The organism is Winogradskyella litoriviva (genome assembly GCF_013249065.1).
GTDB classification, from domain to species: Bacteria; Bacteroidota; Bacteroidia; order Flavobacteriales; family Flavobacteriaceae; genus Winogradskyella; species Winogradskyella litoriviva.
The window spans coordinates 61,853-74,932 of the sequence record NZ_JABRWQ010000001.1 but is presented as its reverse complement, the minus strand read 5'-3'; the positions used below and the strand labels follow the sequence as shown (position 1 = coordinate 74,932).

Annotated in this window: 14 protein-coding genes; 8 read left to right on the top strand and 6 right to left on the bottom strand. The window is 31.9% G+C overall.

Features of this window, described 5'->3' with window-relative positions; translation table 11 throughout:
* Positions 1-87: 87 nt before the first annotated feature.
* Positions 88-2,052 carry a DNA primase gene (gene dnaG / locus HNV10_RS00315; RefSeq protein ID WP_173299342.1) on the top strand — a complete coding sequence of 655 codons (1,965 nt, stop codon included), beginning with the start codon at positions 88-90 and terminating at the stop codon, positions 2,050-2,052.
* A 65-nt stretch (positions 2,053-2,117) separates the two neighbouring features.
* Here the strand turns inward: dnaG and HNV10_RS00310 are convergent, their stop codons facing one another.
* Positions 2,118-2,747, bottom strand: a complete 630-nt coding sequence (locus HNV10_RS00310) for a response regulator (protein ID WP_173299341.1) — start codon at positions 2,745-2,747, stop codon at positions 2,118-2,120.
* Positions 2,748-2,882: 135 nt separating this feature from the next.
* Positions 2,883-3,671, bottom strand: coding sequence for an NAD(+) synthase (gene nadE, locus HNV10_RS00305; RefSeq protein ID WP_173299340.1), 789 nt, complete (start codon positions 3,669-3,671; stop codon positions 2,883-2,885).
* Positions 3,672-3,756: 85 nt separating this feature from the next.
* On the opposite strand from nadE, the gene gldB reads away from it, so the two are divergent.
* Positions 3,757-4,719, top strand: coding sequence for a gliding motility lipoprotein GldB (gldB, locus tag HNV10_RS00300; protein WP_173299339.1), 963 nt, complete (start codon positions 3,757-3,759; stop codon positions 4,717-4,719).
* Complete coding sequence (gene gldC / locus HNV10_RS00295; protein WP_173299338.1) at positions 4,719-5,054, top strand: gliding motility protein GldC; 336 nt, start codon at positions 4,719-4,721, stop codon at positions 5,052-5,054. Before gldB ends, gldC begins: the two co-directional genes overlap by 1 nt.
* Positions 5,055-5,070: 16 nt before the next feature.
* Here the strand turns inward: gldC and HNV10_RS00290 are convergent, their stop codons facing one another.
* The 3 genes from HNV10_RS00290 to HNV10_RS00280 all read right to left on the bottom strand — a co-directional run bounded on the left by HNV10_RS00290 (position 5,071) and on the right by HNV10_RS00280 (position 8,425).
* Positions 5,071-5,889: a hypothetical protein gene (locus HNV10_RS00290; protein WP_173299337.1), complete on the bottom strand. Its 819-nt coding sequence runs from the start codon at positions 5,887-5,889 to the stop codon at positions 5,071-5,073.
* 488 nt (positions 5,890-6,377) lie between these two features.
* The gene (locus tag HNV10_RS00285) at positions 6,378-7,349 is read right to left on the bottom strand and encodes a hypothetical protein (protein ID WP_173299336.1); all 972 of its coding nucleotides are present in this window, start codon (positions 7,347-7,349) and stop codon (positions 6,378-6,380) included.
* 317 nt (positions 7,350-7,666) lie between these two features.
* On the bottom strand, positions 7,667-8,425 hold the full coding sequence (locus tag HNV10_RS00280; protein WP_173299335.1) for a hypothetical protein: 759 nt from the start codon (positions 8,423-8,425) through the stop codon (positions 7,667-7,669).
* 245 nt (positions 8,426-8,670) lie between these two features.
* Between HNV10_RS00280 and HNV10_RS00275 the strand changes: the two genes are divergently transcribed.
* Positions 8,671-9,294: a DUF4230 domain-containing protein gene (locus HNV10_RS00275; protein WP_173299334.1), complete on the top strand. Its 624-nt coding sequence runs from the start codon at positions 8,671-8,673 to the stop codon at positions 9,292-9,294.
* Positions 9,295-9,297: 3 nt separating this feature from the next.
* Here HNV10_RS00275 and HNV10_RS00270 read toward each other — a convergent pair whose 3' ends face one another.
* On the bottom strand, positions 9,298-9,606 hold the full coding sequence (locus HNV10_RS00270; RefSeq protein WP_173299333.1) for a rhodanese-like domain-containing protein: 309 nt from the start codon (positions 9,604-9,606) through the stop codon (positions 9,298-9,300).
* Between the two features lie 111 nt (positions 9,607-9,717).
* Here HNV10_RS00270 and HNV10_RS00265 point away from each other — a divergent pair, with 111 nt between their 5' ends.
* The 4 genes from HNV10_RS00265 (at position 9,718) to paaB (ending at position 13,045) form a co-directional block, all read left to right on the top strand.
* On the top strand, positions 9,718-10,287 hold the full coding sequence (locus tag HNV10_RS00265; RefSeq protein ID WP_173299332.1) for a TetR/AcrR family transcriptional regulator: 570 nt from the start codon (positions 9,718-9,720) through the stop codon (positions 10,285-10,287).
* A gap of 106 nt (positions 10,288-10,393) precedes the next feature.
* Positions 10,394-11,467: an FAD-binding oxidoreductase gene (locus tag HNV10_RS00260; RefSeq protein WP_173299331.1), complete on the top strand. Its 1,074-nt coding sequence runs from the start codon at positions 10,394-10,396 to the stop codon at positions 11,465-11,467.
* A gap of 60 nt (positions 11,468-11,527) precedes the next feature.
* Positions 11,528-12,484, top strand: coding sequence for a 1,2-phenylacetyl-CoA epoxidase subunit PaaA (gene paaA / locus HNV10_RS00255; RefSeq protein WP_173299330.1), 957 nt, complete (start codon positions 11,528-11,530; stop codon positions 12,482-12,484).
* A gap of 273 nt (positions 12,485-12,757) precedes the next feature.
* Positions 12,758-13,045 carry a 1,2-phenylacetyl-CoA epoxidase subunit PaaB gene (gene paaB / locus HNV10_RS00250; RefSeq protein WP_173280079.1) on the top strand — a complete coding sequence of 96 codons (288 nt, stop codon included), beginning with the start codon at positions 12,758-12,760 and terminating at the stop codon, positions 13,043-13,045.
* The last annotated feature ends 35 nt before the right edge of the window (positions 13,046-13,080 follow it).

Sequence of the window (13,080 nt, the reverse complement as noted above, 5' to 3'; positions counted from 1 at the left end):
AATTATTTAATGTTTAACATTTATGATTCAGCAGTTTCGTGAATAGTTGATTTGTCTTAAATTTACAAACTAGATAAATTATAAAATTTGATTTCACAAAATTCCATAGCACAAGTATTTGAAACCGCTCGAGTAGAAGAGGTTATTGGCGATTTTGTTCAACTCAAAAAATCAGGAAGTAATTTTAAGGGTTTAAGTCCGTTTAGCGAGGAACGTTCGCCAAGTTTTATGGTGTCACCTGTAAAACAAATCTGGAAAGACTTCTCTAGTGGTAAAGGCGGAAATGCAGTCACTTTTTTAATGGAGCATGAGCATTTTACATATCCTGAAGCTATAAAATATCTAGCTAAAAAGTACAATATTGAAATAGAAGAAACCGAACGTACCGACGAGGAAAAAGCACAAGCAGATACCAGAGAAAGCTTGTATTTGGTCAGTGAGTACGCAAATACCTATTTTCAGAAAATACTGCACAATACAAATCAAGGAAAAGCAATAGGCTTAAGTTATTTTAAAGAGCGTGGTTTTACTGAAGAAACAATTAAAAAATTTCAGTTGGGTTATTCCTTAGATGAGTGGCAAGCTTTTACAGATGATGCTTTGGGGAAAGGTTATAATATTAATTTTCTTGAGCAGACAGGTTTAACTATTGTAAAAGGTGAAAAACGATTCGATAGATTTAAGGGCAGAGTAATGTTTCCTATTCATAGTATGAGTGGGCGAATACTTGGTTTTGGCGGACGAATCTTAATAGCTGATAAAAAAGCCGCTAAATACTTAAATTCTCCAGAAAGCGAAATTTACCATAAAAGCAAAGTGCTTTATGGCTTATACCATGCTAAGCAAAGCATCGCCAAAGAAGATAATTGTTATTTAGTAGAGGGTTATACAGATGTTATTCAGTTTCATCAAACTGGTATTAAAAATGTAGTTTCGTCCTCAGGTACGGCTTTGTCATCGGATCAAATTAGATTAATTAATAGACTTACCAATAATATTACGGTACTTTTTGATGGTGATGCAGCAGGTATAAGAGCGGCTATTAGAGGTATAGATTTAATATTAGAACAAGGCGTTAACGTTAAGGTTTGTACGTTTCCAGATGGCGAAGATCCGGATAGTTTTTCAAAATCAAATACTTTAGAGGAACTTACAGATTATTTAAATAAAAATGCCAAAGATTTTATTCAGTTTAAAGCCTCATTATTGGTTACAGAAGCGGATAACGATCCAATAAAAAAAGCCGAAACTATAAGAGAAATTGTAAATAGTATTGCTAAAATTCCGGATCAAATAAAACGTGAAATCTATATACAAGAATGTGCGCGTATTATGGATATTAGCGAAAATGTACTGTTTAGTACTTTAGCGCAGATTAATAAAAAAGAGAATGCTGAAGCCAACAAAGCACATCAACAAAATCAGAAAGCCTTTCAGGTTGTAAAAAACGAACCACAGGCAAAGAATAAAGTAGATGTTCAGTTTGAATTAGAACGAAAGATTATAGAGATTTTAATGCTTTATGGTGATAGAACTGAGCAATTTGAAGATTTAATGTTAAAAGAGGATGAAGCGACTAAAGAGTTGGTTTTAGAGCCTGTAAAACAAGAAACTAGAGTTTTTGAAAAAGTCTATTTAGATTTACAAGAGGATGAAATGCAGTTTTCTAACCCTCAATTTAAAACACTTTATTATTCTATAATTGATAAACTAAATCAAGATGAAAATTTCTCGACTAAAAATTTTGTAAATCAGCTAGATCAAGAAGCTGCAAGTACTGTAACAAGTATTTTAATGGAGGACGAGAGATATAGTTTAGATGATTGGGAGCGCAATCAAATTGTGCCAAAGGAAAAGGGAGATTCTGTGGCTCAATTAGTAAGTCAGACTATATTAAGTTTACGGTGTTATTTAATTGATCAAAAAGTTGCCCAATATAAAAATGAGACTTTAAAGGAAGAGGCAGATTTACGCACCATTATGGAAGATGTAAAAGAATATTTGGGTCTTAAAATGTTACTTTCTAGAAAGCTAGGTAAGGTTATAGGTTAATTAGGATAAAAAAATGCCACATAAAATTAATTTTATGTGGCATCTAATTTAGATTTTTAATTAAACTACGCTAAATTGTGATGTTTAGCTTGGTGAATTAAATCTACTATGTTTGTTACGTTGAGTTTTTTATATAAACGTGCTTTGTATGTACTTACCGTTTTTTCGTTAATATCTAACTCTTCAGCTATTTCTTTGTTTTTTCTTCCAATAGAAAGCAGTTTTAATACTTCTACTTCTCTGGTAGAAAGTTTTTTAAACATTCTGCTTCTGCTTTTTCGAGTATCTTCATAGCGCAAATGTTTATCCATTTTTTCGCTTAATGAAGTTTCACCATTGTGAATTTTTCTCACAGCTTTTTCAATTTCTTCAATATCAGCAGTTTTGTTTAAATAACCAGAAGCGCCTGCTTTTAATGTACTAATTGCATAAATTTCTTCAGGTTGATGACTAAACATTAGAACATTAACAGATTTGTATTCTTTTTTTATGGCTCTAAGTGCTGTAATTCCGTTGAGTTCTGGCAGGTCAATTTCAGATATAATAACATCAACTTTATGACGTCTTACAAATTCAAATATTTCAATTCCGCTCCCTAAACTTCCTATAACTTTAAGATCAGGCTTACTGTTTAAAAATAGTTCTAATCCCTTTCTAACTATGGGATGATTATCAACAAGTAAAATATGTATCATTACTATTGTATTTAATTTTTAGGTTAGGGTTATTATCTATTAATAGGCTATTATTAATACAATGTGTAGATTTAATGTTGTAAAAATAGTTAAAAATTCATAAAATTCACTATTTAATTCTGTTTAGTGTAATTTTTATTTTAAATTTTTAGGAATTTCGCAAACAGGAATGGCAATCATTTTGTGTTTATTAGAGTTATTATATCTCGTAAAAATTTCAAAAACTTTGCGTTGTCTTCCTTCAAAATCAGAAGCTATTTTTCCGTCGTCTTTCATTTTCATTGCCCATTCTAATTCTGGGTACGAGGCTCCAATTTGGTCTTCATCACTTCGTGCATCTCCAAACAAACCATCACTTGGCGCTGCCTCCATAATAGATGTCGGAACTTTTAAGAATTCTCCAAGTGCATACACTTCTGATTTTAACAGGTCTGCTATTGGACTTAAATCCACACCTCCATCACCATATTTAGTATAAAAACCTACACCGAAATCTTCAACTTTATTTCCGGTACCTGCTACTAAAAGCCCTAAAAGTCCTGCGTGATAGTATAACGTTGTCATTCGCAAACGCGCTCTGGTATTCGCTAAAGCCATATCTACAGTAGCTTGTTTGCCTTCTAAACTTATTTCCGTTTTAAATTCTTCAAATACTGGAGTTAAATCAACTCTTATGTCTTTTACATTTGGAAAACGCTTTTTTAACTGTGCAATATGTTCTTGCGCTCTAGTGACGTGACTTGCTGCTTGGTGAATTGGCATTTCAATACATAGAATATCTAAACCAGTTTTTGCACATAAGGTTGAGGTAACGGCAGAATCAATACCTCCTGATATACCTATAACAAAACCATTAACGCCTGCCTTAGTCGCATAGTCCTTTAACCAATCTACAATATGATTTACTATCTTTTCTGTCTGCATAATTTTTGAAGTTTTATTGCAAAGAAGTGTACCTTTGCACAACAAAAATAATGCAATCCTGTTAGGATTAAAAATGTTTTATAAAATGCAGATAAGATTTTTTATAATATTAGTAGTGGGTTTGTTCCTTTTTTCTTGTGATGACGAGTCTAAAGTTGAAAAGGAAATTGCAAAAATTGAAGTTGATTTTGATGTAGAACGATTTGATAGAGCATTTGCTGCAGCTAAACCATCAGATTTGGGGCAATTAAAAATGGCTTATCCATTTCTGTTTTCTAAACATACTCCAGACTCTATATGGGTTAATAGAATTAACGATACATTGCAAGACCTACTATTAGAAGAGGTAAATAATGAGTTTTCTAATTTTAAAGAAACAAAAGAAGATTTATTCGGTTTGTTTCGGCATTTAAAATATTACGACAAAGCATTTACAATACCTAGAGTAATTACTTTAACAAATGACGTCGCTTACAGAGATAAAATAATTGTTAATGATTCTTTGGTGCTGATTGCGTTAGATAATTATTTAGGGCCAAACCATGAGTTTTACCAAAATATACCCATGTATATTACTGCAAATATGAAATCCTCCCAAATTGTACCAGATGTAGCAAATGGTTATGCAGCAAAATATATGTTTCAATCTAGACGAAAAACACTGTTAGATGAAATGATTTTTTTCGGAAAGTTATTGTATTTTAAAGATTTAATGATTCCGTTTAAAACAGATGCAGAAAAGATTGGCTACTCTGAAGCTCAGTTAAAATGGGCAGAAGCAAATGAAAGTCAAATCTGGAGTTATTTTATTGAAAAGGAGTTATTATATAGTACAGACGGCAAATTGCCAAGTCGTTTTATTGCAGATGCACCATTCACTAAATTTGGACTAGAATTAGATAATGATTCACCAGGACGGTTAGGGCAGTATATAGGTTGGCAGATTGTAAAAGCTTATGCTGAGAACACAGCTAAAGACTTAATGCAAATTATGCAAACAGAGCCTGAAGAAATATTTAGAAAATCGAATTTTAAACCAAGAAAATAATGTCTAAAGTTATAAAATCTAAGATTGTATTAAATGTAGAACTCGATGAAAATCGGGTGCCAGAAAAGCTTAATTGGTCTGCTCAAGATGGAGGCGTAAACAATGAAGAAGCTAAAGCTGTTATGCTATCTGTATGGGATAGTAATGCTCAAGAAACTTTAAAAATAGATTTGTGGACCAAAGATATGCCTGTGGATGAAATGAAGTTGTTTTTTCATCAAACCTTAGTTACAATGAGTGATACGTTTTTAAGGGCAACTCAAGATGAGAAAATGACTGCTACAATGAAAGATTTTTGTGATTATTTTGCTGAAAAGTTAGAGCTTAAAAAATAGGTATTTTTTTGAGTTTCTATAATTCGGTTTTGTTTTCTTTGATGAAATAAGGTTCCATGTTAAAACTTTCAGAAGCAATATTCATGTATTCCGATTTGTTTTTTCTTTTGTGCAACATAAATTCTGAAGTGTCATAAACTTTCCAAATACTGAGTTCGTTTTGGCGACCTGTTGATGTTTTCATATCGATATTAATTTTTCGTATTAAATAATCAACGGTTTCTTGATCTGCTAGTTTTTGTGTCTTTTCAGTACTTGTCCCTTTATTAATAATATAAACAATCCAATAAGTAGCAATCTCTTTCTTTTCTCTAATACGCCTAACTTCTGGTTTCTTTTTTACTGTCATTGCCGTATTACGAACAAGTCGCTTTTTTTTACCGGCTGCAACGATATTACTTTTATTAATACTGTTTTCCTTTAATAAGGATTTTTGAGGCTGAGTAGTCTTAACTGTTGGGATTTCTGAGGGTGTGGCTACATCAGTAATCAATGGAGTTGGTTTTTGTTGTTTTATTTCTTCGTTTCTTACTAAGGTAAGGACAATAAGTTTGTCTCTCAATAAGGTTTCAACAAGATATCTACCTACAGGTATATCTGCTATTGGGATTTTTGCTCCCTTGCCTCTAACTCTAACAACACGTTCAAAATCGTCGTTGTAGATGACAACTTCAAAAATTGTACGCTCACAACTAAAAATTAGTGTGTCACCCGTTTTATTAAGATTATGCTTAAGTTCTTTCGCTCTAGAATTTATGTTTTGGTATAACGTAGACTTCTGACCATAAATTGTAGTGGTCAATAATAGTATCACAAGAGTGAAATATTGTCTCATAATAAGTAGGTGTTTTTTGTTTGGGGAAACAATTATCACACTAATAATTCTTTAAGAATGTTTAGTTGTGAAGTGTAAATTTATGAGCTTTTTTTATAGTTTAATTTTAAATTAGATACCTCGTCATTATTATGGGTTAATCTGCTTTGGTGTTCGGTATAATACAGAAAATATAGATTAAGATTATGCTGTTTTTCTGTGAAATTTAAAATATAAAAAGCCTTTTTTTATGGAAGAAATAGGAATGTGTTATTTAGTATTTAAATGAGCGTATGCAGTTAGTTTTTTAATTGGAGGTGATTTAGAAAATGTATAAAAATTAGTAATCGATTTTTAAAGTAAGATGAATTAAAGTATTGTATAATATCATAGTAAATTTATCAAAAACGCAGTTGTTTTTATAAATTAAAAGACGAAATAATATTAGCAATAAATTACAGTTGCTTTTATTATTTCGTCTTAAAATATAATTTTAAAAAGAAGTAGGGTTATAAATTATCTGGGTTATTAACTTTTTTATAATATGGTTCTATTTTAAAACTTTCAGAAGGAACTGAAGTAAAGTTGTTTTTATGGTCTTTCTTATGCTTTACAAATTTTGGAGGATCATAGACGGTCCATATTATAAGTTCGTTTAAACGACCAGCTTTTGTTTTCATATCAATTTCGATCTTCCTTATCATGCGATCAACCGTGTCTTGGTCACCTAATTTTTGAATTTTCTGTGAGCTCTGGCCATTATTAATTTTGTATTCCACCCAATAGGTGCTTTCTATTCTATTAGCCCTAGCTGCATCAACTTCTCTAGAGCTTCTTTTTTGAGTTTTAGCAGCTACTTTATCTGCCTTAAATAATGATAAGCTGCTTTCAGCTGGTTTTTGTGGTTTTGTGTAAGTAACTTTTCTTGTTAACTTCGGTTTGGCCTTTTTTCCGGCAACGGCTATATCTGTTTTTAATATATTTGTTTCTGACCCAGACACTTCTGGTTCTGGTTTTTCAACTTCTGTTACTTTTATTTCGGCTTCAATAGTTGGCTGCGTAGGTTTTTCGACACTTGCAACTGCTTCAGTTTTTGGTTTTGTTTTTGTTCCAAATAAATCTGATGTATCCGTAATTAATGGAGCAGTATCTGGTAATGAAAAAGGTTCGTTTCGTAGCAGAGTAATTACAATCAGTTTGTCACTAAGTAAAGCTTCAACAATGTATCTGCCAATGGGTACATCTGCTATTGGAATAGTAATTTCGGTATCTTTAACGGAAACAACTCGCTCAAAATCATCATTAAAAATTACGACTTCGTATATAGTTCGCTCACATTTTAAAATGAGGCTATCTCCAGTTTTATTAAGGTTGTGTTTAAGTTCTTTTGCTCTTACGTTTACATTTTGGTACAATGTCGATTTTTGGCCATAAACTAAGGACGCCAACAGTAAGAACACAGTTGTGTATATTATTTTCATGTTTAAGTAGGTTTTTGTTTTGGGGAAACAATCTTAACTCTATAATGGACAAATATGTGCATTTCAAAGTTAATAACAAAGGTATTTGTTAATAAATTAATGATGTAAAAAAATAGATAGTCTACCAGTTTCTATCGGTAAAATACACATATTCAGGTTGTAAGGCGTAAAAACCAGTGTAAAATGCTCGTTGGTTTTTACTGATGTATGATGCCCTTAAAATCTATTTTCTCTCAAAAAAAGAGCAGTTTTTATTAAACTTATTAGCTTAGTTAGAATTCTTAGAGGTTTATTAAGAATTAAAAATATGGTTTATATTATAAATCTTGAGCACTATTATTGGTGGAATAATAAGGTATGTTATTAAAGGAGTCTGTAGTAGATGAATATACAAAATCTGGATTGGATACTTGGTTTTCCATAAATTCCGTTGTATTGTATACTTCCCAAATAGTTAATTCGTTAAGTCTGCCACAATCACTATTCAGTTCTACCTTGTGCTTTAAAATTAATCTATCAACAGAGTTCTGGTCTACTAGCTTCATGGTTTTAGTGGAGCCAGTTTTGTTGTTGGTTTGAGAAATTACCCAATAGAATTTTATATTAGACACTTTTTTTTGTTTTGCATCATCGCGTGTTAGCATGTAAGCAATACTTTTGTTAGGAGCGTTTTTTATTACGGTCAATGTTTCATCTAACATCATTCCCTTACCTTCAGCAGGCTCGTTAATATTAGTAAGGTTTTTAGGTTTATATTCTTCGTGTCTAATTAAATCAATAAGAATTATTTTATCTGTCAATTGGGCTTCAATAATAAATTTACCTATTGGGAATTCTTCAAGTGAAATTTTTGTTTTTAAGTCTTCAACAATTACTATTTTGTCAAAATCTTCATTAAAAAACTCAACTTTTATAATCTTCTGTTCACATTCTAATAATAGGCTGTCTTTAGATTGGTTTAAGCTATGTTTTAATTCTCTGGCCTTAGGATTTGTGTTTTGTACTAAAGTAAATTTCTGGCCATAACAAGTTATACTTGATAGTAGGATTAATAGTATGCTTATAGTTTTAAACATAATAGTTGTTTTAGAGATTAGAGGGACGTCTTCAAATTTTATGTTTAAAACATAAATATTTGTTTATTCTATTTTTAGTTTATTCTATAACTAAGTTAATATCTTAGTGTTGAATCTTCTGTATAATAAAGATATCTTGCATTTTTTTTAGTTAATGCACATAGAGTTACGATATAAAGCAAAAAAACAAGATTTAAATAAGCCCTAATTAATGACTATTAAAGTGCAATTTGTTAAATTAGCCTATGCGAAAAATACTATTTGGTGTCGTTATCACATTAGTTGTCTTATTCACTTTTAAGTATTGTGAAGACAAAAAAGAAAACAAAACTGTTATTGAAGAGCATAGTGCTCTAATACAAGAACAAATTAAGAATGTCGGAAAATTAGTGGTCACAGAAGGGCACTTTTCTGAAGTATTTAGTTACAAAAATTCAAAAGCAATTTTTGGAGATTATCTGTCTGCAGATAAAAAGGCATTAGTTGTAGTTAATGCCGATGTTACTGTAGCATATGATTTAAGTAAGATTGAATACAATATAGATGAAGCAACTAAAACACTTCAGATTATAAATATTCCTGAAGAAGAAATTAAAATTAGTCCAGATTTTGAATATTACGATATACAAGCAGATTATTTAAATCAATTTGAAGCTAGCGACTATAATAAAATAAAACAGACTGTTAGTAAATCTCTTATGAAAAAGATTGAAGCGTCAGATTTAAAATCTAACGCTCAAAATCGTTTAATCAGTGAGCTTTCTAAATTCTTTATGTTAACTAATTCATTGGGTTGGACTTTAGAGTATAATCAAAAGCCAATAGAAAGTTTAAATCATCTTAATAATCTCGAAGATTTTTTAGATTAAGATTTAGCCCAATTTTCGTTGTAGACTGCCAATTCCGCCACCATTTATAGCATCTACACCTTTAGATTTTAATAAGCTTGTTGCACTACCAGAACGCATTCCGCTTGCACAGTATGCAATTACAGGTTTGTTTAACTTTACAACCTCATTAATTCTATTGCCTAATTCCTGAACAGGAATGTGGAGCGCATTTTTTATATGTCCACCTTGATACTCGCTTTTGGTTCTCACATCTAATATCACAGCACCTTTTTCAATATATTCTGCAACGTTGTTAGTCGATTTTCCAAATAAAGCATTAAATAATCCCATAGTATTTATTTTTTGTCAAAAGTCTATAATGTATTTAGAACAATGCGTAACCAAAGTTACATTATATAATTGGTTGCATAAAAACTTCTTATTTTAGTACTTTAGCTAAACATGAAAATAGAAACGAGGCAAGAAGAAATTATAAGAGTAGCAGCAAAGCTTTTTAAAGAAAAGGGTTACAGTGCAGTCACTATGCGAGATTTGGCCAAAGCAATGGGAATTAAGGCTGCTAGTCTTTACAATCATATAAAATCTAAACAAGATATTTTAAAGACCATAATTATTTCACTTGCCGAAGAATTTACAGAAGGTATGCTGCAAATTCAGGCTTCTAATGAAAATTGCATTGGTAAATTAAATAGAATTATAGAGCTTCATGTTAAAATTTCTAACCAGAATATATACGGAATGGCATCTTTAAATAACGATTGGATGCATCTCGAAGAAAAGCTTGAATATTACCAGCAGTTAAGAGATGATTACGAAAACGATTTTAGAAAAATTCTCGAAACCGGAATAGCATCGGGAGAAATCATAAACATTAAGCCAGAGGTTATGATGTTTTCAATTTTAACCACTTTGCGTTCACTCTATCTATGGATTCCAAAAAAGGAAGACATCAATTTAGATGAACTATCTCATTCCTTATCACAAATCCTCATAAAAGGAATTAACAAATAGTTTAGATATTATTTTATAACTTTGTCATGGAAACTAACAAGTGTTAGTTTTTTTAATCTATTTTTTCGAAATCGTTTTCGGAATAATTTAATTATAATCCTGTTTAATGGCAGATATTTATAAATTAACAATAAAAGACATTTATAAGGAAACAGAAGATACCTCTGTGGTAACTTTTGATATACCTTCTGTATTACAAGAAAAATTTCGTTTCCGTCAAGGTCAACATCTAACCCTTAAAGCAGATATTAATGGAGAAGACGTCCGTCGTTCCTATTCATTATGTTCAAGTCCGCTTGATAATAAATGGCAAGTAGCAGTAAAGCTAATTCCTGGCGGAAAGTTTTCGACCTATATAAACGAAAAATTAAAAGCTGGCGACCAATTAGAAGTCATGGCGCCAAGTGGTACATTTGGTGTAGAGTGTAACTCAAAATCATCAAAAAACTATCTATTTTTTGCAGCAGGAAGTGGTATTACACCAGTGTTGTCAATGATTAAAACACATTTAGCGGCAGAACCTAATGCAACTTGTAAGTTGTTTTATGTAAATAAAACCGCAAAATCCATTATCTTTAAAGAAGAACTAGAGCAGCTTAGAAACAAATATTTCGGTAGATTAGAAATCTATTATTTCTTAACTAAAGAACGAAGAGATATCGAGTTGTTTAATGGGCGTTTTGATGACGAAAAAATGCAAGTGCTAACAAAAACATTTATAGATATTCCAGATACAAACGAAGTGTTTCTTTGTGGTCCAGAAAAAATGGTAAACTATGTTAGTGAGTATTTAATAAACGCAGGATTACCAAAAGAATTAGTGCATTTCGAGTTATTCGTAACAGGTTTATCGGAAGAAGATATAAAACGTGCAGAGCGTTTAGCACAACAAGATGTTGAAGGAACTGAAGTTATAATTGTAGATGGAGGAAAAGAATTTGCTTTCACAATGACCAAAGAGTACGATAATATTTTAGATGCAGCACTACGAGCTGGAGCAGATTTACCATTTGCTTGTAAAGGTGGTGTTTGCAGTACTTGTAAATGTGAAGTCAAAGAAGGAAGCGTAGAAATGAAAATAAACTACGCGTTAAGCGATAAAGAAGTATCTCAAAATTTGGTATTAAGCTGTCAAGCTGTGCCAACAACAGATAAGGTAATCGTCGATTTCGACGTGTAACATTCCCACGAAAGTGGGAATCTATAATTACTAACAACTATTCACTAAATACTAAAAATTATGAGTGAAGAACAAATAAAAAGTTTAGAAAAACAATTCGAAGCACGTATCGCAAGAGACGAGAAAATCGAACCAAAAGATTGGATGCCAGAAAAATATCGCAAAACGCATATTAGGCAAATGTCTCAGCATGCGCATTCTGAAATTGTAGGAATGCTTCCTGAAGGAAACTGGATAACAAGAGCACCTTCATTACGTCGTAAAGTCGCATTATTAGCAAAAGTACAAGACGAAGCAGGGCATGGTTTATACTTATATTCTGCAACCGAAACTTTAGGGATTTCTAGAGAAGAAATGTACGAGCAATTGCATACAGGAAAAGCAAAATATTCATCCATTTTTAATTACCCAACTATAACTTGGGCAGATATGGGAGCCATTGGTTGGTTAGTTGATGGTGCAGCTATAATTAATCAAGTACCATTGTGTAATACGTCTTATGGACCATATGCAAGAGCAATGATTCGTGTGTGTAAAGAAGAAAGTTTTCACCAACGTCAAGGCTATGAAATAATGATAAAATTGGCTAATGGAACACCAGAACAAAAAGAAATGGCACAAGACGCGTTAAACCGTTGGTGGTGGCCAAGTTTAATGATGCTTGGACCAACAGACGATGTTTCTGTGCATACGGCACAATCTATGAAATGGAAATTAAAACGTAAGTCTAACGACGATTTGCGTCAGCAGTTTATAGATCAAACAGTACCTCAAGCCGAATTAATTGGACTCACCATTCCAGACCCAGATTTAAAATGGAACGAAGAAAGAAAAAGTTACGATTTTGGAGCAATCGATTGGGACGAGTTCTGGCAAGTTGTAAAAGGTCATGGACCTTGTAACAAAGAACGCATGAAAGCAAGAGTAGATGCATGGGAAGAAGGCGAATGGATTAGAGATGCAGCAATGGCTCACGCCGAAAAGAAACAAGAACGAAAAGAAAAACAAGCAGTTTAGTAAAGTTAAAAAGGCAATGACTTTTGATTTAAAAATCAGTTAGTAAATAATCACCACGTTGAAATGCAGAATAAAAAAATGAAATCGTTAAGAATTTTTGAAGCCTTGGAAAAAATTTAGATTTCATTTTGAGGTTTTAAAACTCTAAAAGAAGTTTTAAAAATTCCTCATTTCAACTTGAACTTTTGGTTCGTTTTGTTTCAAGACAAAATGAACATAAAGAAAAAAGAAATATAATTAACAAGATACCTGTTTTCACAGGCATTAGAAATTATGTCAACAAAAAATTGGCCCTTATGGGAAGTCTTCGTAAGAAGTAAAAACGGATTAGAACACAGACACTGCGGAAGTTTACACGCTGCAGATGAAGATATGGCTTTAGAAAATGCACGTGATGTATACACAAGACGAAGTGAAGGTGTTAGTATTTGGGTGGTAGAATCTAAGCACATCACAGCATCTAATCCTGAAAATAATGGCGAAATGTTTGAGCCTGCTCAAGACAAAGTATATCGTCATCCAACATTTTACGATTTACCAGACGAAGTAAAACATATGTAACAAATTCCTTTGAAAAAAGGAATCTCACAAATTGA